22 protein-coding genes and 1 pseudogene are annotated in these 23,861 nt (G+C 72.2%); 15 read left to right on the top strand and 8 right to left on the bottom strand.

Annotated features, from left to right (window positions below; all coding sequences use genetic code 11):
- Positions 1-13 precede the first annotated feature (13 nt).
- From ACWGJO_RS29535 to ACWGJO_RS29510, 6 genes are all read left to right on the top strand, one after another.
- On the top strand, positions 14-1,339 hold the full coding sequence (locus ACWGJO_RS29535) for an NAD(P)/FAD-dependent oxidoreductase (protein ID WP_452188348.1): 1,326 nt from the start codon (positions 14-16) through the stop codon (positions 1,337-1,339).
- The gene (locus ACWGJO_RS29530; RefSeq protein WP_452188328.1) at positions 1,336-2,115 is read left to right on the top strand and encodes a DUF1365 domain-containing protein; all 780 of its coding nucleotides are present in this window, start codon (positions 1,336-1,338) and stop codon (positions 2,113-2,115) included. Before ACWGJO_RS29535 ends, ACWGJO_RS29530 begins: the two co-directional genes overlap by 4 nt.
- Complete coding sequence (locus ACWGJO_RS29525) at positions 2,112-3,395, top strand: class I SAM-dependent methyltransferase (protein WP_452188326.1); 1,284 nt, start codon at positions 2,112-2,114, stop codon at positions 3,393-3,395. The genes ACWGJO_RS29530 and ACWGJO_RS29525 overlap by 4 nt, the downstream gene beginning before the upstream one ends.
- A complete protein-coding gene (locus ACWGJO_RS29520; RefSeq protein ID WP_452188324.1) occupies positions 3,392-3,526 on the top strand; it encodes a hypothetical protein in 135 nt (44 codons plus the stop codon). Before ACWGJO_RS29525 ends, ACWGJO_RS29520 begins: the two co-directional genes overlap by 4 nt.
- Positions 3,523-4,332, top strand: a complete 810-nt coding sequence (locus ACWGJO_RS29515) for a DUF1295 domain-containing protein (RefSeq protein ID WP_452188323.1) — start codon at positions 3,523-3,525, stop codon at positions 4,330-4,332. Before ACWGJO_RS29520 ends, ACWGJO_RS29515 begins: the two co-directional genes overlap by 4 nt.
- Before the next feature lie 443 nt (positions 4,333-4,775).
- A complete protein-coding gene (locus tag ACWGJO_RS29510) occupies positions 4,776-7,541 on the top strand; it encodes a SpoIIE family protein phosphatase (protein ID WP_452188320.1) in 2,766 nt (921 codons plus the stop codon).
- Positions 7,542-7,641: 100 nt separating this feature from the next.
- Here the strand turns inward: ACWGJO_RS29510 and ACWGJO_RS29505 are convergent, their stop codons facing one another.
- From ACWGJO_RS29505 to ACWGJO_RS29495, 3 genes are all read right to left on the bottom strand, one after another.
- Positions 7,642-8,832, bottom strand: a complete 1,191-nt coding sequence (locus ACWGJO_RS29505; RefSeq protein WP_452188319.1) for a CapA family protein — start codon at positions 8,830-8,832, stop codon at positions 7,642-7,644.
- Between the two features lie 188 nt (positions 8,833-9,020).
- Positions 9,021-9,638, bottom strand: a complete 618-nt coding sequence (locus ACWGJO_RS29500; RefSeq protein WP_452188317.1) for a hypothetical protein — start codon at positions 9,636-9,638, stop codon at positions 9,021-9,023.
- A 107-nt stretch (positions 9,639-9,745) separates the two neighbouring features.
- Positions 9,746-10,792, bottom strand: coding sequence for a hypothetical protein (locus ACWGJO_RS29495; RefSeq protein ID WP_452188315.1), 1,047 nt, complete (start codon positions 10,790-10,792; stop codon positions 9,746-9,748).
- Between the two features lie 295 nt (positions 10,793-11,087).
- On the opposite strand from ACWGJO_RS29495, the gene ACWGJO_RS29490 reads away from it, so the two are divergent.
- The gene (locus ACWGJO_RS29490; RefSeq protein ID WP_452188313.1) at positions 11,088-11,897 is read left to right on the top strand and encodes an alpha/beta fold hydrolase; all 810 of its coding nucleotides are present in this window, start codon (positions 11,088-11,090) and stop codon (positions 11,895-11,897) included.
- 340 nt (positions 11,898-12,237) lie between these two features.
- Here the strand turns inward: ACWGJO_RS29490 and ACWGJO_RS29485 are convergent, their stop codons facing one another.
- A complete protein-coding gene (locus ACWGJO_RS29485) occupies positions 12,238-13,236 on the bottom strand; it encodes a hypothetical protein (RefSeq protein ID WP_452188312.1) in 999 nt (332 codons plus the stop codon).
- A 627-nt stretch (positions 13,237-13,863) separates the two neighbouring features.
- On the bottom strand, positions 13,864-14,730 hold the full coding sequence (locus ACWGJO_RS29480; RefSeq protein ID WP_452188311.1) for an SAM-dependent methyltransferase: 867 nt from the start codon (positions 14,728-14,730) through the stop codon (positions 13,864-13,866).
- Between the two features lie 307 nt (positions 14,731-15,037).
- Here ACWGJO_RS29480 and ACWGJO_RS29475 point away from each other — a divergent pair, with 307 nt between their 5' ends.
- Together ACWGJO_RS29475 and ACWGJO_RS29470 are read left to right on the top strand one after the other, a co-directional pair.
- A complete protein-coding gene (locus ACWGJO_RS29475; protein ID WP_452188309.1) occupies positions 15,038-15,454 on the top strand; it encodes a hypothetical protein in 417 nt (138 codons plus the stop codon).
- Positions 15,455-15,629: 175 nt separating this feature from the next.
- Positions 15,630-15,965: a hypothetical protein gene (locus ACWGJO_RS29470; RefSeq protein ID WP_452188307.1), complete on the top strand. Its 336-nt coding sequence runs from the start codon at positions 15,630-15,632 to the stop codon at positions 15,963-15,965.
- Between the two features lie 125 nt (positions 15,966-16,090).
- Here the strand turns inward: ACWGJO_RS29470 and ACWGJO_RS29465 are convergent, their stop codons facing one another.
- A complete protein-coding gene (locus ACWGJO_RS29465) occupies positions 16,091-16,489 on the bottom strand; it encodes a hypothetical protein (RefSeq protein WP_452188305.1) in 399 nt (132 codons plus the stop codon).
- A gap of 955 nt (positions 16,490-17,444) precedes the next feature.
- Here ACWGJO_RS29465 and ACWGJO_RS29460 point away from each other — a divergent pair.
- The 3 genes from ACWGJO_RS29460 to ACWGJO_RS29450 all read left to right on the top strand — a co-directional run bounded on the left by ACWGJO_RS29460 (position 17,445) and on the right by ACWGJO_RS29450 (position 19,130).
- Positions 17,445-17,714: a DUF2087 domain-containing protein gene (locus ACWGJO_RS29460; RefSeq protein ID WP_452188303.1), complete on the top strand. Its 270-nt coding sequence runs from the start codon at positions 17,445-17,447 to the stop codon at positions 17,712-17,714.
- Positions 17,715-17,892: 178 nt separating this feature from the next.
- Positions 17,893-18,219 (top strand): PadR family transcriptional regulator, encoded by a 327-nt coding sequence (locus tag ACWGJO_RS29455; RefSeq protein WP_452188301.1) that lies wholly within the window; start codon positions 17,893-17,895, stop codon positions 18,217-18,219.
- Positions 18,216-19,130, top strand: a complete 915-nt coding sequence (locus tag ACWGJO_RS29450) for a hypothetical protein (protein WP_452188299.1) — start codon at positions 18,216-18,218, stop codon at positions 19,128-19,130. Before ACWGJO_RS29455 ends, ACWGJO_RS29450 begins: the two co-directional genes overlap by 4 nt.
- Before the next feature lie 84 nt (positions 19,131-19,214).
- Here the strand turns inward: ACWGJO_RS29450 and ACWGJO_RS29445 are convergent, their stop codons facing one another.
- Positions 19,215-19,910, bottom strand: coding sequence for a type 1 glutamine amidotransferase domain-containing protein (locus ACWGJO_RS29445; RefSeq protein WP_452188298.1), 696 nt, complete (start codon positions 19,908-19,910; stop codon positions 19,215-19,217).
- Between the two features lie 606 nt (positions 19,911-20,516).
- Between ACWGJO_RS29445 and ACWGJO_RS29440 the strand changes: the two are divergent.
- The 3 genes and pseudogenes from ACWGJO_RS29440 (at position 20,517) to ACWGJO_RS29430 (ending at position 22,679) form a co-directional block, all read left to right on the top strand.
- Positions 20,517-21,231 (top strand): annotated as a pseudogene (locus tag ACWGJO_RS29440) (SDR family NAD(P)-dependent oxidoreductase).
- Between the two features lie 28 nt (positions 21,232-21,259).
- Entirely contained in the window at positions 21,260-21,799 is a 540-nt protein-coding gene (locus ACWGJO_RS29435; RefSeq protein WP_452188296.1) for a hypothetical protein, read from the top strand.
- A gap of 442 nt (positions 21,800-22,241) precedes the next feature.
- Positions 22,242-22,679 carry a VOC family protein gene (locus ACWGJO_RS29430; RefSeq protein ID WP_452188294.1) on the top strand — a complete coding sequence of 146 codons (438 nt, stop codon included), beginning with the start codon at positions 22,242-22,244 and terminating at the stop codon, positions 22,677-22,679.
- A gap of 138 nt (positions 22,680-22,817) precedes the next feature.
- Here the strand turns inward: ACWGJO_RS29430 and ACWGJO_RS29425 are convergent, their stop codons facing one another.
- The gene (locus ACWGJO_RS29425) at positions 22,818-23,651 is read right to left on the bottom strand and encodes an IS5 family transposase (protein ID WP_452188292.1); all 834 of its coding nucleotides are present in this window, start codon (positions 23,649-23,651) and stop codon (positions 22,818-22,820) included.
- Between the last annotated feature and the right edge of the window lie 210 nt (positions 23,652-23,861).

Genomic DNA, 23,861 nt, shown 5'->3' with positions numbered 1-23,861 from the left:
ACTTCTCGTGACCATGTTTGGCACCGTCTCCGCCACCCGGGCCGCCGCCGCGGACGGCGGTGCGCGACCGCGCAGGGTGGCGGTGGTGGGATCCGGCGTCGCCGGACTCACCGCGGCGTACGAGCTGTCCCGGGCCGGGGTGGAGGTCGAGCTGTTCGAGGCCGACGGGCGCCTGGGCGGCCACGCCCACACCCAGGCGGCGACCGCACCGGACGGCCGGGAACTGGCGCTGGACACCGGGTTCCTGGTCCACAACGAGCGGACCTACCCCCATCTGGTGCGGCTGTTCGGCGAACTCGGCATCCGCACCCAGGACAGCGAGATGACCATGTCCGTGCGCTGCGACGGGTGCGGCCTGGAGTACGCGGGCGCGAAGGGACCGGTCGGTCTGTTCGCCAGACCCGACGCCCTGGTCCGCGGCCGATACCTGCGCATGCTCGCCGAAGTGCCGCGTTTCCACCGGCTCGCCCGCCGCCTGCTGGCCGACCCGGAAGCGGGTGACCCGACCCTGCGTGACTTCCTCGCCGCCGAGGAGTTCTCGCCGTACTTCGTGAGCCACTTCACGACCCCCGTGGTCTCCGCCGTGTGGTCGTGCTCCCCCGACCTCGCGGGCGACTACCCCGCTCGCTACCTGTTCGCGTTCCTCGACAACCACGGCATGCTCTCCGTGACCGGATCGCCGACCTGGCGCACCGTCCTCGGCGGCTCGCGCACCTACGTCGAGAAGATCGCCGAGCGGCTGACCGCCGTCCACCGCTCCACTCCTGTACGAGCGGTACGCCGGCACCCCGACGGCGTGACCGTGGTCTCGGGGAACGGACACCGCACCGAGGCCGACGCCGTGGTCGTCGCCACCCACGCCGACCAGGCGCTGCAACTGCTCGCGGACCCGACCGACACCGAACTCGAAGTCCTCGGGTCCTTCACGTACTCGCGCAATCCGACGGTGCTGCACCGTGACCCGTCGGTCCTGCCCGTCGCGCGGTCGGCGCGCGGGTCGTGGAACTACCGGATGCCGGACTGCACCGCGGCCTCCGACCAGGTGCGGGTCAGTTACCACCTCAACCGGCTGCTGCGGTTGGACACCGTGGAGGACTACCTGGTCACGCTCAACGGGGACCGGCAGCGGCCGATCCCCGAGGAACTCGTGGTCTCCCGCACCGTCTACGAGCACCCATTGTACACCGCGCGCACGGTCGCCGCGCAGCGCCGACTGCCCGAACTCACCACGGCCCGCACCGCGTTCGCCGGTGCCTACCACGGCTGGGGCTTCCACGAGGACGGTTGCCGCTCCGGTGTCGAGGCGGCACGCACCCTGTTGGGGGTGGGCGCCCCGTGACCACCCTGCCCGGCCCGTGGGGTGCCGTCCTCTACGACACCCTCACCACCCACGTGCGCACCACACCCCGGAGACGGCCGTTCCGGCACCGCGGATACCTGTGGCTGGTGAACCTCGACCGCCTGCCGGCCCTTCCACGGCCACTGCGGCCGCTGGCCCGGTTCCTGCCGCACGACCACGCCCTGGACCCGGCCGACGAGACGCTGACGATCCGCCAGGACCTGGAGGGCTACCTCGCGGGCCGCGGCGTCCGGCTCGGCGACGGGCAGGTGCTGATGCTGACCCAGGCCCGCTCCCTCGGGTACGTGTTCAACCCGCTGACGGTGTACTGGTGCCGCGACGAGAAGGGCCGGCCGCTGTGCACGGTCGCCGAGGTTCACAACACCTACGGCGGCCGGCACCGCTACCTGCTGCCTCCCGACCCCGAAGGCCGCGGCGAGACCCCGAAGGACTTCCGCGTCTCCCCCTTCTTCCCCGTCGACGGCCGCTACCGGATGGTCCTGCCGGAGCCGGGCCGGAGGCTCCACCTGGCCGTCCGCCTGGAACGCCGGGGCGGTCCCGCCTTCACCGCCACCGTCCGCGGCACCGGGCGACCGGCCGGCCCCGTTGTGCTGCTGCGCGCCGCGCTCACCCACCCGTTCGCCACCTGGGCCGTCAGCCTGCACATCCGCTACCGGGGCATCCGCCTGTGGCTCGGCGGACTGCCCGTCCACCCACGTCCGACCACCGGCCCGTCCCGGCCCGCCGCGCCCACCGAAGAGGTGCCCACCCCATGACCACCACGCTTCCCCCGACACGGCCGGCGCCCGTCGTCGACCCCGCCCGCTGGCCGGACGTCGCCCGGGTGCCGAACGCGCCGCTGCGCGCGGCCGTCGCCGAACGCCTGCTGCGCCGGATCGCTTCGCGGCGCGGCCTGCGCGTCGAACTTCCCGGCGGCCGAACCCTGCGGCCGGCCCCGGCCGGCGCCCCCGTTCTCCGGCTGAACCGACCGCGGGCCTTCCTCCACCGCGTCGGTGAGAGCGGTCTGATCGGCTTCGGCGAGTCCTACCAGGCCGGTGACTGGGACACCCCCGACCTGGTGGCCCTCCTCACCGAGCTGGCCACCGCCCCGGAAACCCTGGTGCCGGCCGGTGCGCAGTGGCTGCGCCGGTTCTACGTCAGGCGTCCACCCGGGGAGGAACTGTCCACCGCGGCGAACGCGCGGCGCAACGTCCAACGGCACTACGACCTGTCCAACGACCTGTTCGCCCTGTTCCTCGATTCGACGATGACCTACTCCTCCGCCCTCTTCCCGACCGGGCCCGGCCACGGACCCGTCGCGACGTGGGGCGGCCTGCCCGATGCGCAGCGCCGCAAGATCGACCGGCTGCTCGACCTGGCCCGGGTCGGTGCCGGCACCCGGCTGCTGGAGATCGGCACCGGGTGGGGCGAACTCGCCCTGCGCGCCGCGGCCCGCGGTGCCCGCGTCGTCAGCCTGACCCTCTCCGAGGAACAGTTCGTCCTCGCCCGTCGGAGGATCGCCGACGCCGGGCAGGCAGGCCGGGCGGAGGTCCGGCTGTGCGACTACCGCGCCGCCGGGGGCGAGTACGACGCCGTGGTCAGCGTGGAGATGATCGAGGCCGTGGGGCGGCCCTTCTGGCAGGAGTACTTCGCCGTCCTCGACCGGGTCCTGGCGCCCGGCGGGCGGGTCGCGCTCCAGGCGATCACCATGCCGCACGACCGGATGCTGGCCAGCAGCAGCACCTACACCTGGATCCTCAAGTACGTCTTCCCCGGCGGCCTCATTCCGTCCCTGCGGGCGATCGAGGAGACGGCCGCCCGCCACACCCGGCTCCGGGTGACCGGCGCCGACGCCTACGGGCCGCACTATGCGGAGACCCTGCGCCTGTGGCGCGAACGCTTCACCGAACGCTCGGCACAGGTTGCGGCCCTCGGCTTCGACGAGGTGTTCCGGCGCATGTGGGAGCTCTACCTCGCCCACTCCGAGGCCGGGTTCCGCACCGGCTACCTCGACATCCAGCAGGTGCTGCTCACCCGCGAGGAGACGACGGCATGAACGCCGCAGCCCCGGTCGAGGACACCGGGTTCGAGGTCGTCCGGCGTGAAGGGACGCGCGAGCAGCACGCCCGCGCCATCCACGCCCGGCCCGCCGCCCGGCCGGCCCGCGGGTACGGGACACGGCCGTGAACGCCACTGCCTTCGCCCTCGGTCTGGCGGTGAACGCCGCCGTCGCGCTCGCCGTCCTGCTCGCCGCGTTCGCCGTCGGGGTGCGCACCGGGCGCCACCGCGGCGTGGACGTCGCCTGGGGACTCGCCTTCACCGCCGTTGCGCTCAGCGGCTACGCACTGTCCGACGGCCACGGCGACCCCGGACGCCGCCTGCTGGCCGCTGTGCTCGTCACCGTCTGGGGTCTGCGGCTGTCGGCCCACATCTGGTGGCGTTCCCGGGGCGCGCCCGAGGACCCGCGCTACGCGCGGATGCTCTCCCGTGCCCCCGAAGGCCCGCCCCGCACCCGGTACGCGCTGCGCATGGTCTACCTGCTCCAGGCCGCCCTCGTGTGGTTCGTGTCCCTGCCGGTCCAGGCCGCGCAGTACGTCCCCCACCCGCCCGGCGTGCTCGCCTGGGCGGGCACCGCGCTGTGGGCGGTCGGCCTGTTCTTCGAGGCGGTGGGGGACTGGCAGCTCGCCCGTTTCAAGGCCGACCCCACCAACCGCGGCCGGATCATGGAGCAGGGCCTGTGGCGCTGGACGCGCCACCCGAACTACTTCGGCGATGCCTGTGTCTGGTGGGGCCTGTTCCTGCTCGGCGCCGACACCCCGGTCGGCTGGGCCTTCGTCCTCAGCCCGGTCGTGATGACCTGGCTCCTCGCGTTCGGCAGCGGCAAACCGGTGCTGGAGCGGCAGATGGGCGCGCAGCGGCCCGGGTGGGCCGACTACGCCGCGCGCACCAGCGGCTTCCTGCCCCTGCCGCCGCGCCGACACCGGTGGCACTGATCGCCTCGGTGCTCTGCCACAGGCCCGCGGAGGACAGGTGGGCGAGGGTGATGGAACCGTCGGCGGCGACGTAGCCGACGGCGGTGCCGGCCGCGTTCCCGCGCGGACAGGTGAGAGGTGCCTGCCCTCCACCGCTTCGGACCACCGCGGGCGGCGGCCCGGGCCACCGTTCGACCCCTCGCCGGGCAGCGGGCGGAAGGCCTCGCAGGGCGCCTCGCACCGGGCGAACGTCATGATTGGCGGGAAGGGGCACGGAGACGGCGCCCCGCGCCCGCACGGCCCCCGGTCACGGCGGCTGTGGAGGCACGGCCGAGGGCCCGGTACTAGGCTGAAAGCCGAGGCGGCGTCCGGCCGAGGATGGTGCCACTGCCTCGGAACTCCTCTCAGCCGTCGGACGACGGGAGACCGGCATGAACGACCGCGTCGAAAGCTGATCCGGGCCGATGCGCGCAGCGGACGGCCATGACGCCGCGGGTGCGGACCCGCGCGGACCCGGGCAGGAGCGGCCGCCCCGGGGCGGCCTGCGCTCGCGGCTGCGGGTGCGCAGCGTCGCCGGCCAGGTGTTCGTGTGTCTGCTGGTCGTGGTGGCGCTGCTGGTCGGAGCCGCGCTGACGACGCTCGTCCTGCAGGCCCGGAGCTACGCCACGGGCGTGGCCGCGGGCCGTACCCGTGCCGCGGCCGTCGCCCTGGCGCAGGCCCCCGGTGTGGTGAGCGCGATGGACGGCCCCGATCCGACCGCGGTGCTGCAGCCGCTGGCCGACAAGATCGTGATGCAGGGCGGCTTCGACTACGTCGTGTTCGCCAACCCGGAGGGGATCCGCTACACGGCCCAGACCCCCGAACTGATCGGGAAGCATGTGATCGGCCCGTTCGCGCGCTCCCTCATGGGGCCGACCACCGACAGCTTCGAGACGCCCGTCGGGCGGGTGGTGGAGTCCGGAGCGCCGGTCACCCGACCGGACGGCTCGCTCGCCGGAGCGGTCGGGGTCGGAATCACCGTCGCGCACGTGGGCACGGCGGTGACCCGGCAGCTGCCGCTGCTGTTCGGCGGCGCGGCGGTCGCGCTCGCCGTCGGCATGGGCGGGGCGCTGCTGGTGCGGCGGCGGCTGCGGCGCCAGACGCACGGCCTGGGCCCGGCCGAGATGACGCGGATGTACGAGCACCACGACGCGGTGCTGCACGCGGTCCGTGAGGGCGTGCTGATCGTCGGCGGGGACGGACGGGTCCTGCTGGCGAACGACGAGGCCCGGCGACTGCTGGAGCTGCCGCCCCGGATGGAAGGGCGGCCGGTCGACGAACTCGGGCTCGACCCAGGACTGGCCGGGCTGCTGGCCTCCGGGCGCACCGCGACCGACGAGGTGCACCGGGCCGGGGACCGGCTGCTCGCCGTCAACAACCGCCCTACCGCACCGTACGGCGGCGGGTCCGGCAGTGTCGCGACTGTCCGGGACACCACCGACCTGCGGGCGCTGGCCGGGCAGGCCGAGGCGGCCCGGGCCCGGCTGCAGCTGCTCTACGACGCGGGGCTGCGCGTCGGCACCACCCTGGACGTGACAAGGACCGCGCAGGAGCTGGCCGACGTGGTCGTTCCGCGGTTCGCGGACTTCACGACGGTCGACCTCGCCGAGCCCGTGCTGCGCGGCGAGGAGCTGTACCCGGACCTCGGCATCGAGCACAGCCCGCGACTCCACCGCGCGGCCACCGGTGGCCGCGGCGAGGACTGGCCGTTCATGCCCGTGGGCACGGAGCTCAGCCCGCTCCCCGGCGCCCCGCACGAGACCGTCCTGAAGACCGGGCCCGCCGCGCTGGCCGACGACCTGCGCCATGAGCAGGCCCGGCGGGCGGACGCCCCGGAGGCCGCCGACCTGGTGCTCCCGTACGGGACGCACTCGCTGATCACCTCGCCGCTGCGGGCGCGCGGCCTGACCCTGGGCACGGTCAACTTCTGGCGGGCCGGTGAATCCGCGCCGTTCGACGACGAGGACCTCTCGGTCGTCGAGGAACTGGTGGCCCGCACGGCGATCTGCGTGGACAACGCCCGCCGCTACACCCGTGAGCACAGGATGGCCGAGACCCTGCAGCGCAGCCTGCTGCCCCGGGGGCTGCCCGAGCAGAGCGCCATGGAGGTGGCCTACCGCTACCTGCCCGCGCTGCGCGGGGTCGGCGGGGACTGGTTCGACGTCATCCCGCTGCCCGGCTTCCGGGTGGCCCTGGTCGTCGGCGACGTCGTCGGCCACGGCCTGCACGCCGCCGCCACCATGGGCCGGCTGCGCACCGCCGTGCTCAACTTCTCCGCCCTCGACCTGCCCCCGGACGAACTGATCGCCCGCCTCGACGAGCTGGTCACCCGACTCGACCAGGACGGCGAGACCGGGGCGGCGGAGGAGGGCAGGAACGCGCCCGTCACCGGGGCGACCTGCCTGTACGCGATCTACGATCCGGTCTCCGGCCAGTGCAGCATGGCGCGGGCGGGGCACCCTCCGCCCGCGCTGGTCCACCCCGACGGCGGTGTGGAGTTCGCCGACCTGCCGGCCGGCCCGCCGCTCGGCGTGGGCGGACTGCCCTTCGAGACCACCGAGCTGCGGCTGGAACCCGGAACCGCGCTCGTCCTCTACACCGACGGGCTGGTCGAGAACCGCGACCGCGACCTGGGCACCGGGCTCGACGAGCTGCGCCGGTCGCTGACCGGCGCCCAGGACCACCGGTCCCCGGAGGACACCTGCCGGGCGGTGTTCGACGCGCTGGTCCCACCGCGGCGCAGCGACGACATCGCCCTCCTCGTCGCGCGCACCCGGCTGCTCGATCCGGACCGGGTGGCCGTCTGGGACGTGCCGCTCGACTTCGCCGCCGTGTCCCGCGTCCGCAACGAGTGCGTCGAGCGGCTGACGGCCTGGGGACTGGAGGAGCTGACCTTCACGGCCGAGCTGATCCTCAGCGAGCTGATCACCAATGCCATCCGCTACGGCGCCGAGCCGATCCGGGTGCGGCTGCTGAAGGACAGCAGCCTGGTCTGCGAGGTCTCCGACGGCAGCAGTACCGCCCCCCACCTGCGCTACGCCGCCACCACGGACGAGGGCGGCCGGGGCCTGTTCCTGGTGGCGCAGCTGGCCGAGCGGTGGGGCACCAGGTACACGGCCCGGGGCAAGGTCATCTGGTCCGAGCAGCCCCTGACCGCGCCCGAGTACCGGTTCGAGGCGCTGTTGGCGTGACACCGGGAGCGGTGCGCGTCGGACGGTTCCGGTGCCGTCCGTGCACGCAGAACTGTTCGGGTGTCGTCCGTGGGTGCAGGACTGTTCGGGTGCCGTCCGCTCAGGAGGCCGAGGTCAGTCCTGCCGAGGCGCCGCCGCGGCTCAGCACGACCGTCCGGATGTGCTCCAGGGCCCGGGCGTAGTCGCCGCGGCCGGGGGCGTGGTGGACGGCCTCGGTCAGGTCGAGGACCCGGTAGGGCGGACCGAGGTCCGTCAGCTGCGGGACGAACTCGGCCTTGGCGACGGCCCATCGTTGCCCGGGCCGGGCGGGCGGCGAGAAGGTGAACCGGGCGATCGAGCTCCAGTTTCCGCGCGGGTCCTCGGCGCCGGTGTAGTTGAACATGTGTCCGGCGAGCTGGTCGCCCAGGCCGTAGACCGTCCAGGTGTCGCCGATCTTCTCGTACGCCTGCGGGATGTGGGCGTGGGTGCCGAGGATCAGATCGATGTCGGGCCGGCCGGGGCTCTGCTCGGCGGCCAGGTCGCGGGCGAGTGCGAGCTGCTGGTCGTTCGGGGCGTCCTGCCACTCGGTGCCCCAGTGGAGGCTGACCACGACGATGTCCGCCCCCTGCTCCCGGACGGTCCTGGCGTCGGTGAGGATCCGCTCCCGGTCGATGAGGTTGACCGCCCAGGGCTGCCCCTGCGGCAGCGGGATGCCGTTGGTGCCGTAGGTGTAGGCGAGCTGGGCCACCGTGGCGCCGCCTGCCGTGAGCAGCGCGGGGCTGCCCGCCTCGTCGGCGCCGCGGGCGGAGCCCGTGTGTTTGAGGCCGACGGCGTCCATGGCGTCGAGCGTGCGCCGGATGCCGGCGGGTCCGTCGTCGAGTGTGTGGTTGGAGGCGGTGTCGCAGGAGCTGTATCCGGCGTCCTTGAGCGCCCGGGCGATCTGCGGGGGCGACTTGAACGACGGGTAGCCGGTGAAGGGCCCACCGTCGGGGCCGTAGACCGTCTCCATGTGGCAGATGGCGAGATCGGCGGCACTGATGACCGGCTTGACGCCGGCGAGCATCGGGGTGAAGTCGTAGCCGTTGCCCCCGGCGTCCTCCGCGGCCTGCCGGATGATCTCGGTGTGCGGCAGGACGTCCCCCGTCGCGACCAGGGTGAACGCCCGTGGCCCCGGCGGGGTCGGCGTGGCCGCGGTGCCTGGATCGCGCAGCGGCGACGGCGCGGTCTGCCGGGCCTGCGGTGCCCCGCACCCCGTGAGGGCGAGCAGCAGGGCGGTGGCGGCGGTGAGAAACTCTCGGCACGTAAATCGCATCGTCGGACCGTCCCGTCATCGGCGGGTATGACGGTCCGACTATGCGAGCAATCGACCGGCCGATGCGGAACCCGCGCTCTGAGATCACCCGACGGAACTCAACGAGGCCGTATCCCGGGGGACCGGCTCCAGCGGCGGGGCGGTGTGCTGGCGGGCGCCCGGGGTGGTGACTCAGTCGGTGCGGTGGCTCAGTCGGTGCGGGCCAGGCCCTCGGCGAGGGGGCCGAACAGCAGGCCCCAGTTGCCGGGGAGGGCGGCGATCGCGGCGGTGAGATGGCCGCGGACGACCGTCCACTCGTCGGGACGGTGAAGCGGGCCGTGGGCGATGACGGTCTCCAGGCAGTGGTCGACGGTGTCGGTGAAGTCGTCGTCCTGCGGTCCGGCGTGGCCCAGGCGCCCGCAGGCCCGGTCGACGTCGGCGGGCAGGCCGGTCGCCACGTCGAGGTCGGTGACGGCGTCGAGGAGGTAGAGCAGATGGCCGCCCGGCTCCGGGAGCTCGGTGCGCAGGCCGTCGGTGGTGAACGTCCGGTCGGCGTTGTCGCCGACCAGGTCGGAGCCGTCGACGGCGTCGGCGACCAGTACGGCCCAGTACGCCGGATCGTGGGGGCCGTCGGTCTGGAGCAGGTGGGCGGCGGCGAACGCGGCCATGGCGTCCGGGTCCTCGATGAGGGGCGAGACGACCAGGTCGATGCGGTGGTCGAAGCCGAAGAAGTGGCGGCGCCCGTTGAGCGTGAGCGACTCGACGGCGGCGACGTGGCCGACCCGTCCGGGCAACGGCTCGTACCGGGTGGCGGATTCGGTGTTCATGGGGAGGACCGTAGCGGGGGGCACCGACATCGGCGGGCGTGAACGGGCGGGCGTGAACGGGCCGGTGTGCGGGCGGCGCAGGGCCCGCACACCCGCCCGTCGGACGGTCAGAGGACGACGGCCTTCAGGTAGCTGGTCTCGCCGCGCGAACCGGCCAGGTAGAGGGTGTGCCCGTCGGGGCCGAGGGCGGTGGCGCCCACGCCGTCGAGGCCGAAGCCGGTGAGGTTGGCGTCGGGGAGGGCGGTGTTGGTGGCGGTGTCGTAGACCAGGACGGTGGCGGAGGGCTTCCAGCCGTCCTTGAGGACGAACAGGCGGCTGCCGTCCGGGGAGACCGACACCAGGTGGGTGTCGGCGGAGGTGGCCGGGCCGCCGAGGGTGAAGGCGGTGCGGGAGGTGTCGGTGAAGGGGTTCAGCTCGTAGCCGGAGCCCTGGGCGGAGCGGCTGCCGAGGGCGTAGAGGCGGGTGCCCTCGCGGGAGGCGGTGACCTCGGTCGCGGCGGCGAGCGGCTGGACGGTGCCGGTGACGGTCGGGACGGGAGTGGTCAGGTCGAGGCGGACGACGCCCGCGCCGGTGGCGACGTAGGCGGCGGCGCCGCCGTTGTGGAGGGCGATCCCGTCGACGTCCGGGTCGCCGAGCGTGACGGCGCCGGTGAAGGAGCGGGTGACGATGTCGAAGACCAGCACCCGGCCGGGGCCGGAGGAACCCTGCTGGGTGACGAACACCCGGGACCCGTCGGCGCTGACGGCGATCGCGCGCGGGCCGTCGACGGGCGTGCGGGAGAGCACGGTGCCGGTGGCGAGGTCGACGGTGAGCAGGTGGTCGGCGGCGAGGACGTAGATCCGGTTGCCGTCGGGGCTGAGGGCGGGCCGGCCGAGGGGGCCGTCCTGGCTGAGCGGGGTCTGGGCCAGGACCGTGCCGGTGCGGGTGTCGATGGTGCGCAGGAAGCCGGGGTGGTCGGCGCCGACGTGGTCCTCGGCGGTGACGTAGGCGCGGTTGCCGTCGGCACTGACGGCGATGCCGAACGCCCGCCACCCGACGGCGGTGTCGGCTGTGCCGGCGGTGGCGGCGCCGGCGCCGGCCGGAACGGCGCACAGGAGTGCAGTGGACGCCGCGAGGGCGATGGTCCAACGAGCCTTGACCGTAAGCGAGTTCACAGATCTCTCCCCGGACGGTGGCCGCGCGTTGTGCGAGGCGTGGACACGCTACGAGGAGGAGCGGGGTGGATGGAGAAGGTGTGAAGGAGTTGACCGGATCGGCATTGGTCTAGTCCAAAATTCGCGGGCGCGCGGTCAACGGGGTGGTCGCGTGCTGCGGCACCCGGTCGCGGTGCATGGCGGGCGGGCCAGGAGTCGGGTGTCGAAAACTGTCGCCGCCGACGAACGCACAGCGTCTACGGTCGGGCGCGGGACGCTTCCGTCCCTGTTCCCCACACGATCCGGAGGTCGGCCCATGCCGCGCTTTGTCACAACGGACGACGTCACGTTGCACTACTACGACGAGGGCGAGGGCCGTCCGGTCGTCCTGGTCTCGGGCTACGGGCAGCCCGCCGACGACTGGGCGCTGCAGTGGGGCGCGCTGCGCGGGGCCGGGGGCCGGGTGGTCTCGCCGGACCGCCGCTGGGCGGGCGGCTCGGACCGGCCGCCGCACGATCTGCGGATGTCGCGCGGCGGCAAGGACGTGCAGGAGCTGCTGGCGCACCTGGACCTGGACGGCGTGCTGCTGGTCGGCCAGTCGATGGGCGCCAGCCACGCCTGGGCGTACGCGAGCCTCTTCGGGTGCGAGCGGCTGGCCGGGATCGTCTCGATCGACCAGAGCCCGAAGATGGTCAACGAACCGGGCTGGGACCACGGCTTCTACGGGCTGACGATGGAGAACCTCGGGACCTTCTTCCTCGATCCCGTGAACGTCCTCGGCACCGGGCGCGGCCGGGCCTGGCAGAGCGAGGAGGAGGTCGACGCGAAGATCCGTGCGGCCGGGGGCAGGGGCGCGGTACGGGACATCACGCCGGACACCTTCCCGCTGATGTTCGACCACGCGTGCCAGGACTGGCGGGACGTCGTCTCCCGGATCACCGTCCCCGCGCTGATCGTCGCGGGGGAGCAGAGCCAGTTCTGGCCCGCCGAGCACGCGCACGCCACCGCTGCCCTCAGCCCGCTCGCCCGGGCCGCCGTCGTGCCGGGGGCGGGGCACCCGGCCCACGTGGACGAGCCGGAGGCGGTCAACAAGCTGCTGGTGGAGTTCGCGGAATCGCTGCGCTGACAGCGGCAGTGCGGGCAGACGTCGGGGCCCGGTCCGGTGAGCACCGGACCGGGCCCTGGCGTTCGGACTCTGTCCACGCCGACAATCCTCACCGACGAGGGCTGTGCGGCGAAACACGGGCCCAGGGTCTCCCACCCGGCAGGGACAGGGTGACGATCCCGCTACGTCACCGCCACTGTCAGGATCGCCCCTACCTCTGGCACAGCGCCCTGATCAGCGTGGTCGTCCGGGTCCGCTGGAACCGAACCCGGGTGCCGCCGGGGATCCGGTTGCCTCTTCGAGCCGTCCGATCCGGCCGCGACCGGCCGCCGGGCCGTCCGGGCTTGCCGCACAGCGCGTGTCACTGGTTGTTCTGCAGGTGCGGGTGCTCGGAGGAGGTCGTGCACACGTACACCTGAAGGCTTCCGCTGCGGCCGATGCCGAGCTGGGTGGCAGTGGCCGGGCCGAGGGAGTGCGGGCCGGTGTAGCCGGACTCCTCCTCCGGTCGCCAGCTTCCGCTGCCGCCGTCCCACTCGTTGCCGTTGAGGGTCAGCAGCGGGCGCAGGGCGGAGCCGCACTCGGCACAGGCCATCGGGTGGCCCGGGTCGGAGAAGCTCCACGGGGCGTGGCCGCCCGCCTTGCAGCCCGGGGCGACGGCGAGGTCGTACTGGTAGACGAGGTCGTGCCGGTCCTCCCACGCGTGGATCCGTTCCCTCAGTTCCTTCGGCAGTTCGTGCGGGGCCGGGTACTCGGTGGCCGTCTCGGGGTGCAGGACGCACGCCGAGGGGAGGTATTCCTCGTTGCCGATCACCGATGGCTGCGGGGCCGTGTCGAGCGGGTCGGTCACCTCGGCGGCGGCCCGCCAGCGCAGTTCGGTACGGGGCAGGCAGTCCTCGTCGTCGTGGTCGAACGGGCACCAGAGCACCTGCAGCAGGTCGGTGCCGTCCGGGCACGGCAGACCGGGGACGTCGGCGGCGTACAGCTGGGCCACCGGCACCATCGGGACCGGTCCGCTCTGGGCGATCTCCGAGCCCCGGTGGACGCGCTCCACCGTCGCGCGCTCCTCCGGGCTCAGCGGGTCGCCCCCGCCGGTGTCTTGCCGGCGCCACATCTCGGCGATGATCCGGCGTTTCAGCCGTACGTCCTCGGGGGTGGCGCCGAACTGCGAGGGGCCACCGTGCTCCGGGCAGGTGGGCCACGGCTCCCGCCCGGGCCAGAGCAGGGGCCCGCCGATCGAACTCTCCGCCGCGGTCGGTTCGCCGGCACGGGGGTGAAGTCGTACGACGGTGCGGGCCATCGGCGCGAGTTCGGGGAAGTGCGCGGTCACGTCGACCGGGCGGGGCGGGGTGGTGCGGCTCATGATCAAGAGGATAGGTGAGGCCACTGACACCCCCGGGGGTGGGCCGCCCCCCGGAGCGCACTCGGTGATCGGTTCCCCTGTGTCGGAGCTCTCCCCGAGTGGGACGTCAGGTGCCCCGTTCCCGCTCTGTGACGGTCGCGTCCATTCAACTGGCCTTCGATGCCCGGTTGTTGCTGTTCACGGACGCTTCCGGGTCGCGGCGGGGGAGGCGCAGTGGGACGGACGGCATGGGCGACGGGGCGGGTGGCGGCGGTGCTGGTGCTGGGGGCCGCGGCCTGTACGGGCCGGGAACTCACGATCGTGGAATACGCCTACCTCCCCGAGGGCGGGAGCCCGAGAAATCGATCCCCTCCGCCCGGGCGCAGGTGTGCCCGGCAGGGACCGGTCCGGCCGACACCGGCTCCTGCCGCCCGGCCCGCTGGCTCGGGCGGCCGCCCGCGCTGACACCGAGTCGGCCGCCGGGCTCGGCCTGACCGCGTTGCCCGGCCCCGAGTGGGCGTTGCCCGGCCCTGACGGAGCGGCGCGCCCGGTTCTCGTGGCGCGTCCAGGTCCGCGTGGCCGGGGCCGTGGCGTGACCACCTGCCGGTGCTCACGCCACGGATCGTCATGCTCCCGACTCCGCGGGCATCAGGGCTTGATGGCGACGGCCGCGTAGAAGGAGACCTGGGCGTCGGTGACGGTCGCGGGCAGAGCGTCCGTGGCGACGTCGGTGTCGTCGCCGTGCCAGCGGTGGGCGGGGACGATGCCGGGGTCGAGGAGGTCCAGGCCGGAGAAGAAGGTGGCGAACTCGTCCTTGTGGCGCAGTCGCAGGGAGGTGCCGGCCTGGTTGTAGATCTCCTGCACCTTGGAGGCGCCGGACGGGTCGAGTTCGGCCGTGGCGTGGGAGAGGACGAGCGCGGAGCCGGACGGCAGCGGGTCCAGGAGGTGCTTGACGATGGCGTGGGCGTCGCCGAGGTCCGGGACGAAATGGAGCAGGGCCACCATCGACAGGACCACGGGCCGGGTGAGGTCGAGGGTCGCCGCTACCTGGGGAGTGGCCAGGATGGCGGCCGGGTCGTGGACATCGCCGTGGACGTAGGCGGTGCGGCCCTGGGGGGTGCTGGTCATCAGGGCGCGGGAGTGGGCCAGGACGACGGGGTCGTTGTCGGCGTAGACCACGCGGGCCGCCGGTTCCACGGCCTGGGCGACCTCGTGGAGGTTCGGCGAGGTGGGGATGCCGGTGCCGATGTCCAGCCACTGGCGCAGACCGCGCCGGGCCAGCGCCCGGGTGGCGCGGTGCATGAAGGCGCGGTTGGCGTGGACCGCGGTGCGCATGGTGGGGAAGACGGTCAGGACGCGTTCGGCCGCCTCGCGGTCGACCGCGAAGTTGTCCTTGCCGCCGAGGAAGTAGTCGTACATCCGGGCGCTGTGCGGAACGTCCTGGCGTATGTGCAGGGCGGCCGATTCATCGGATCCGAACTCGGCGGCCGTCGCCACGCTCTCGTCGGTGCTCATTCCCTGCCCCTTCATTGGTGATCATGCCAGGCCCGCCGCAGTCTAGCCAACTCGCCTGCGGCGCGCGGGAAGTCCGTCGCATCCCCCGGCCGCAGGACTGCGACGACGACCGGCCGCCGGAGCTGCCGACGGAACCGGCGCGGTCGAGCCGCCGGACCGTCCGACTTCCCGTGAAATCGCTTACTGTTACAAGGTGGTGACGTTTCGTCCACAACCCGAGTGCGGCGCGGGACGTCTTCACGGATGACAGGGCCCGAGCCGCACCGATCGTGCCTTCGGGCCGGATCCACCTTGGAAAGGACACACCGTGATCGTCTCCAAGCGGAACTCCCTGCGCCTGGCCGCCGTGACCACCCTGGCCGCGGCCTCCCTCACCGTGGCGGGCACCGCCATGGCGGCCGCCCCCGTCTCCCAGCCCGTGCCCGTCTCCCAGCCCGCGGCCGCCACCGCGCAGGCCGGCATCACCGCCAAGCCGTCGGTCTCCACCGTCCAGGCGTGGCAGCTGTTCCGCGTCACCGGTACGACCACCGGCCTCAAGGCGGGAAGCACGGTGGCCCTGCAGCAGAAGCAGCACGGCGCGTGGGTCACCCTGCCCGCCTCCGTCGCCACGACCAGCACCGGCTCCTACTCCCTCGGCGTGAAGCTCGGCATCAAGGGCCTGAACGAGCTGCGCATCATCAGCGGAAGCACTGCCTCGCCCGTGTTCACCGTCACCGTGCGCTGACCCACGGCGCACGGCCCACTCGGCATACCGCACCGGACCCGGCCCTGACGCGGGGTCCGGCGCGGCGCACGGGCCGGTAGCGGGTGCTCGTGCGGCCCGGCAGCGAGTAGTGCGCCGGGCCGCACGAGTTCGATGGGGCGGGCGGCCGACGGCGTGGGCGCCGTAGGATCGGCCGATGAATGAGGACTATCCGTTCGAGGGCGGCCGCAACCTCAGGTGGGTGCTGGAGGGATTCGGCCCCGATGAGTGGCTCTGCTCGTCCGTCACGGTGACGCGAGAGCAGTTCCTCCGGGTGAGGGGCCTGTTCGACCTCGGCGATGACGAGTGGATGACGGCCGGTGTGTACCCGGTTCCCACCGAGGCCCAGGGTCCGCTGCGGGCAGTCGTCGAGACGGCTCTGTTCGAGGAGGGAGTGGACTACTTCCTCGGGGCCCACCAGAACCTCCCCTCCGGGCTCCGGCCTCGCCGAGGGGCCTGCGGGCCGTTCCCGGGCCCGATTCCTCCGCCGTGAACCGGCACACGTCGTGACGGCTCCACAGAACTCGTGCCAGAGCCTTCTCGGGCAGCGGATCGAATTCCGTGACCGGACATGGTGGGCACCTGGCCGGAGCCCGGGCCGGCGGCTCGGCGGCTCGGTCAGGGGCCGGCGTGGGCGGGGGTGTTCGGTGTGCTTGCTGTCTGCGCGCCGGGCTCCGGGGTCTTGTGCAGGAGGTCGTCGTCCGCACAGAAGGTGTCGGGATCGTCGACGAGGCACAGGACGTATTCGCCGTCCTGCCTGAAGGCGCCCGGGTTGATGACGCACCCGGACGACTGCCTGGCGGTGCCGGGGAACTGAACGGATACGTCGTAGCCCTCGGTCGCGGTCCGGTCGGAGTGGCTGGAGGTGTCGGAGTCGCGGACGTAGAACTGCCAGGTTCCGTCGAGATCGCAGGAACCGGTCGGTGTGCGGGAGGTCAGGTGGTGGTCGGCGTCGAACCGCAGCGTCATGCCTCTGCCGTTCGTCCAGGCGCCGACCAGGTCGCTCTGGCTGATCAAGGCCTCGTCCGGCCGTGATCCGAGGATTCCGCAGCCCGGTGCCGCTGCGACGCAGGATGCCACTACCAGCACCCATGCTGCCGCATGCGTACCGCGAGCCCTCCTCGTGCGCATCGCTGCCCTGTCCATGTGCGGTTGCTCTCCTTCCCGTCCGGCGCACAGCGAAGTACCTGGCCGTCGGCGTGTGGACGGGCCGGCTGCCGCTGGAACGGTCTCAATCATGGCAGTGGATTTGAACATGTTCAACCTGCTCTCGATGTCGACCGCTCGGAAGGTGTCGACAGCTCACGTCGGCCACTCGCTCGGGACGGCAAGCCCGCCCGGGCCCACCCCATCGAGGCGGTACTCGGTTCGACAGCAACCCGGCACGCGACCACGGGCTCACGATCCACCGTTCGATTGCTGATCTCTGCCGCGTCGGGGCCGACGGTCCAGGAAGTCGATCAGGCGCACCTCGGAACGCAGAAGTCGTTCTCGTTGTTCGGACGGAAGCGAAGCGAGAGGGTCGACCAGGATCTGCCGACGGGGAACGTGAACCAGGTTGCTGGAGTAGACCCGGCAGCCCGAACACCAAACGAACCCGATGCAGCGCTCGAACAAGGCGGACCCGGACGGGTGGAAGCGGTAGTGATACGAGCGGACGGGCGTTCCGCAGACGGCACAGACGCGTCGATCACCCTCGGGAACCGTGCCCCAGGTCGCGACCTTTCGCCAGTGCCGTCCGGCCGGTGCTCCTCAAGTCGCCATGCCGGACATCCTCCCTCACGCCGACCCGTCCGGGACACCGGCCGGTCACCGATCGCGCCTGTCGCGGACTCCGCGCCTGAAACGAGGTCAGCCGTTGCCGATACGGAACCCCCGGCCGGCGGAAAACCGGATGACTCGCGGCGTCGCGCTCTGGCAGCCTCATGAGACGAAGCACCCGAAGGACCGCCGACCTGCACAGGAGTCACCGATGTCCGAGCCGCCCGCGCAGCTGGCCGCCCTGTTCCGGGATGGCCGGCTGACGGCGATCCCGCGCAAGGCGGGTCCCCGTGCCGCGCTGCTCGACCACCTCGCCGCCCTCTTCGAGCCGGCGCGGGAGTACGGCGAGCCGGAGGTCAACGAGGCCCTGCGCACCGTGCACGACGACTGCTCGGCGCTGCGCCGCTACCTGGTGGAGAGCGGCCGGCTCACCCGCACCCGCGACGGTCGCAGCTACCGGCGCGCGGCCGGCGGCGGGTGAGCGGCGCGGCGGCGCGGCAGGGGTGACGTCGGCGCGGGTGGCGTCGGTACGGGCGAGCCGCCGAGGGCCGAACCGGGCGGCGCCGGGTGGTGCCGGGCCGCCCGGCGGCCGCGACGCGGCCCGCCGCGTTGAGATGCTCCGGCGGAGTGACTATCTTCGTCGGGTGAGTGAGCGCGTGATGCAAGAGCCGACCGTGATGGTGATGACAGCCCTCGCGGACGCACCACGGCACGGGTACGCCATCGCGCAGGAGGTCAAGGCGATGACCGGCGGCCGTGTCGCGCTGCGCACGGGTGCCCTGTACGGGGCCCTGGACCGTCTGCTGGCCGACGGCATGATCGAGGTCGAACGCGAGGAGATCGTCGACGGCCGGGCCCGGCGGATCTTCACCCTGTCCCCGGCGGGACGGGAGCGGCTGGCGGCGGAGGCCGAGCGGCTGGCCGAGACGGCGAGGGAGGCCAATCGCCGACTGTCCGCCGCGCGGCCGTCGCCGTCCGCCACGTGATCGACCATGTGGTGCGGCTGTATCCCGCCGCCTACCGGCAGGCGCACGGCGAGGAGATCGCCGCGACCTTCCGGGAGATGACGGCGGGGGAGCCGTTGGGCTCGCGGCTGCGCGACGGCGCGGGTCTGGCGGCGCACGCGCTGCGGATGCGGCTGGGAGCGGGCCCGGCGGCCCGGGCCGCGCGGGTGCTGGGCCTGGCCTACCCCTTCGCCCTGGCCGCCGCTGCCGCCGGGTGCGGCCTGCACCTGCTGCGCTGGTACGCGAGCCTCGTCGCCTCCCCGGCCCCGTGGGGGCTGCGGCTCGGAGCGGACCTGTCGGGGGCGTGGGGTGTGCTGCTCGTGTCGTCCCTGTTCGTCTTCGTGGGGGCGGCGTCGGCCCTGGCCGGACGGTGGCGGGCGGGGGTGCCGTGCACGGTGGCCGGGCTGCTGTCCTTCGCGGCGGCCGCGGTGGTCAGCGGGCCGGCCTTCGGCGACCCGGTGGCCGCCCCGGTCGCGGCGGTCCTGTCGGCGGCCGTGGTGCTCGCCTGCCCGCCGGACCGGCGGGTGGAACGCGGGCGCGCGGGCCGCGCGGGACCGGCGGGCATGGCCGGTGCCGTGATCGCGCTCGTGGTCGTGCCGCGGGCGCTCGTCGATTCCCACGCGATGCCGTGGGTCAGCACCGATTACGGGTGCTGGCCGCTGCTCGTCCTCGCCGCGGCCGGGGTCGTACTGACCTGGCGCGGCGAGTCGTGGGGCGGGCGCGAGTCGGCGGCCATCGCCCTGGCGTCCCCGCCGCTGCTGGCGCACGCCTGCGTCACCGCGTGGGGTGACGCGACGGCCGTCGCGTGCCTGGTGGCCGTGGTGTCGGCGGCCGCGGTGGCCATGCTGCTCGTCGGTCGCTTGCGGCGGAACCGGGTGCGTTCCTCGGCCTGAGCTGTGCCTGTAGGCCTGAGAGGGCGGTACGTGACTTAATGTCCGTTTCGGTGTCGCCAGATCGTGTGACTGTGGAACCTTGGGTCACTTGAGGATCTCCAGCATCCGGTTCCCGAGGACCGCGGCCGAGGCCGGGTTCTGTCCGGTCACCAGGTTTCGGTCCTCGACCATGTAGGGCTCCCAGACCGGACCACGACTGAACTTGACCCCGACCTTCGCCTTCACGTCGGTCTCCAGCAGCCATGGTGCCTTGGCGGCCAGTCCGACGCCATCCTCCTCCTCGTCGGTGAAGCAGGTGATGTTGTGGCCCTTGAACGGCGATTCGCCGTGGATCCTGGTGGCCAGCATCGCGGCGGGACCGTGACATACGATGAACAGCGGGTTGCCCGAGGCCAACTGCTGGGTCAGCAGCCGCCCCACGTCGGCGTCCCACGCCAGGTCTGCCATCGGACCGTGACCGCCCGGAAGGTAGAGCGCGTCGTAGTCCTCCAGGCGCACGTCTGACAGCTGCAGCGGTCGACGCATCACCTCCGCGGAACGGATGACGGCCTCCAGCTCCAGGGCGCTGTCGTTTCCGCCGACCATCTCGGGACGCAGGCTCATCATGTCGACGGTCGGAGTCACACCATTCGGCGTTGCGACGACGACGTCGTGACCGGCGTCCGTGAGGATCTTGTACGGGTTCGCGAATTCCTCGGCCCAGTAGCCGGTCGCGTGCCGCGTGCCGTCCTTCAACACCCAGTAGGTGGCTCCGCTGACGATGAAGAGCACCTTTGCCATGGCAGAAATCCCCTTTCGGGCGCATGCCAGGAGTGGTTTCGGCGGGATGCCCCACGCAACCGACTCGCCCCACCGGTGATCTCTCCCTCCCCATCACAACCACGCTAGGCAGCTGCGCCGACCGCACGCAACCCGGGGCTCCGTCGGCGGACTCGGACTCGTCTCGCGCCGTCGGCGGTGGTGCCCTCGGCCACGGACGCATCCGGTCACGACGCCGACTGGGTGGACCAGCACGGCGCGCTTCTCGCCGCCATGCCCGGCGAGGTCACCTTGGCCGTCGCCGTCCAGGTCGAGCCGGCGCGCCATCACGGGCCCGGCGACGGGGTGCCTCCAGATGCCGCTGCGGGTGGTCCTGCCGTGCCAGGGGACGCCCCTCGGCGTGCCGACGTTCACGGCGATCAGAGCGGCCATGACCTGTGCTCCTCCCACGCTCGGCAGGGCGGTGCCTCCGGCGTCGTACGGTCGGCCGCCGGCCGTACCCGATGAGCTCCACGCGGCGCCGGGGCTCGGCCGGACGTAGGGTGGGAGCCGGTGGGCGCAGTCGTCGTGCGTGGTCCGCCGTGAGCCGGAGACTTCCAGCGTGAGCACCTCAGCTTGGACCTACCCATGAGCTCGGAAAAGAAGGTGGCCATCGTCACCGGTGCTTCACAAGGCATCGGCGCGGCCATCGCCGACGCGTACCGAACGCGCGGGTACGCCGTCGTCGCGACCGCCCGGTCCATCCCCTCGTCGCACGATCCGGACGTACTCGCCGTGCCCGGCGACGTGAGCCGTCCCGGTACCGGTGCACAGATCGTCGAGCAGGCGCTGGATCGCTTCGGTCGGATCGACACGCTGGTGAACAACGCCGGCGTCTACATGGAGAAACCGTTTACCGACTTACACCGACGCCGACTACGACCTGGTGACCGGCGTCAACCTGCGCGGCTTCTTCGACGTCACGCGCAGCGCCATCCCCGCGATGCTCGCCGGCGGCGATGGCGGGCACGTCCTGTGCGTGTCGACGTCGCTGGTCGACCGCGCCAACGCACGCATACCCGCGGCGCTCACCTCGCTGACCAAAGGCGGCCTGGCCGCGGCGACGAAGGAACTGGCCATCGAATACGCGGCGCGCCGGATCCGCGCCAACGCCGTCTCACTCGGCGTCATCCGCACTCCGCTGCACCCGGACGACCCGGGCGGCACGCTCGCCGCGCTGCACCCGCTCGGGCGGATGGGCGAGATCGAGGACGTCGTCGAGGCGGTCATGTACCTCGAACAGGCCTCGTTCGTCACCGGCGAGATCCTGCACGTCGACGGCGGCCAGAGCGCCGGCTTCTGAAAGAACCGGGATCGGGAGTGATCGACCCATGCGCACGCGCAAGCAGCTGACTCCGCTCGGCGCCGTCGGTGCGGGTCTGGCGGCGGGAGTGATCGGCACCGTCTGCATGGACACCGTGCGGTTCCTGCGCCAGCGACGAGCCGGCGGCGAACACAACGCCCTGCACTGGGAGTTCGCCCCGGTTTGCAGCTGGCAGGAGGCGCCGGATCCCGGCCAGGTCGCCAAGCGCCTGGCCGAGGCCTTCACCCAGCGCGAGCTGCCGGACAGCGCGGCGTTCCCCGTCAGCACGTTCATGCACTGGGCCTACGGAGTAGGCAACGCTGCCTTCTACGGCATTGTCAGCGCCTCGCTGCGCAAGCCCCACGTCCTCTACGGGCTCCCGTACGGCGCGCTCGTGTGGCTCGGCGGATACGTGGTACTTCCGATCGCGGGACTCTACAAACCCATCTGGACCTACGATGCGAAGACGCTGGGTGATGATCTGACCGCCCACCTCGCCTACGGCGTCGGCACGAGCAGCGCTTTCTGGTTGCTGAGCAGGGCTTCCGTGTTCTCGCGGCAACTGTAGTCCGCGATCCGCGGTGACGGCGAGCGGCACGGTTGTACCGGGCGAGCGGTATTCGGGCACCGAGGTCCGGTCCGGTCCAGTCCGGGCCGTATCGGTAAGTCATCTCCGCGGTGACGATCGGCACGTACAACCTTGCCGCCGGACCGACCTTCCTCGTCCGCGAGGGACCGGCCGCCCGCAGCCACGACGGGTGCGCGAGGTCCGCCAGCCGTTACCCGCCTTCTGAAGGCGCCGCACAACGCGATCCTGGCCGAGCGGCTCCCTGCCAGTGCCGGCGTTCGGTGACTTGCGGCGACAGCCCGCGCATCTGCCAGGAGGGTGATGCTGTGAGTTATTGGCTTCTTCGAGGGAATGCTGGAACAACGTTGAATCCCGCTCATGGCGCCGCCGCCTGCAGGCCTCGCGGTCAACGGGCTATGAAACCAACGTACGGAGGTACCAGATGGCCGAGCTCCCCCCACCGCCAGAGGGAATTGTGCTGGCCCACTTCATCGTCTCGGACGATGTCGAGCGCTCTCGGCGCTTCTACACCGAAGTACTCGGCGGCCGGGTGGCCTACTCCGGCCCCGGAGGGCTGACCTATGTCGCCCTGGCCAACAGCTGGATCATCATCAATGTCGGCGGAGGCCCGACCGACGACAAGCCGTCGGTCACCCTGGCCACGCCACGCGATCCCGACCGGGTCAGCAGTTTCCTCAATATCCGGGTCAAGGACGTCCATGCCTTGTACGCGGAGTGGAGCGCACGGGGCGCCCAATTCCTGACACCGCCGAAACAGCACGAGTACGAGATCCGCTGCTACATCCGCGATCCCGACGGCCACCTGATCGAGGTGGGTCAGACCACCGACCCGAGGGGCGACTGGGCGCCTGCTTTCTGAGGCGCCCCGAGATCTCCGGACAGAGACCCAAATCCAGCACAGCGGTGAGCTGCGTGATCTGCTCGGCCTGCGCGGCGATCTCCCGCTCGCGCTCCTCCAGTCGTACCAGCACCGCACCCAGGGTCAGTTCCTCACCGGTCATCCGCCATGCCAGGAGGGGGCCACGCTGCCCGTCAGCCGACGGGTTATCACGTCGCTTATCGCCCAGTAGACCCGGGACTCGGCCGAGGTGGGGCGGTGCTCGTAGTCGCGCACCAGTCGCCGGTGCAGCATCAAGATCCCGTTCGTCTGCTCCACCCGCCACCGGATCGGCTGTGGGACGAACCCGGCATCGGCCGGGTTGCGCTCGACGATCTCGACCTCGATGCCCACCTGCTTGCCGTGGTCCACGACGGTCCTCTTGAACCCCTGATCCACCAGGGCCTTCGTCACGGTGCCGGCAGTACAGGCGGCGACCTTGTCGAGCAGGGCGGTGCCGAAGGCGTTGTCGTGGACGGAGGCAGCCAGCACCACCACGGCGACCACCAGACCCAGCACGTCCACAGCAAGTCCCCGCTTGCGTCCCGGTACCTTCTTCGTCGCATCCCGCCCCGTCGTCTCCGCGGGCACCCCGGCCGCGGCGTGCAGGCTCTGCGTGTCCAACACCACCAGGCTGGGGTCGGCTGATCGACCCCTCTTCTCGCGGACCTGCCAGCGCAGCAGGTCGTGAATGACCTGGTCGGTGCCGTCGTCGCGCCATGTGTAGAAGTAGTACTTCGCCGCTCCGGCAGGCGATAGGTCGTGCGGGAGGTAGTCCCACTGGCAGCCGGTCCGACACTGGTAAAGCAGCGCGTTGACGATCTCCCGCATCGCGTAGCGGCCCTTGTGTCCACTGACGGAGGGGTGCTGGGTCTTCCACGAGGTGATCACCGGCTCGACCAGCGCCCAGCGTTCGTCGGATAGGTCGCTCTTGTAGGGCTTGCGGTCACTCACGCACCCACCTCAACACGCCAGCCGCCCCGTGACCGGCGGCAGTTCATCAAGGCCACACGTTCCGGCGACGACAGAACAGACATAATATCTCATTCCGCCCTCTGAGTGCCCGTCGGGGATCGTCGATGAATTAGTTGCGCATATCGCGTCACCCCTCGGTTGATGTCGTGCTCATGATGTAGCGGGTGAGGTCGCTGGGGTCGATGAGGC

The organism is Kitasatospora sp. NPDC054795 (assembly GCF_053611565.1).
This window is presented reverse-complemented; position numbering and strand designations above follow the sequence as displayed.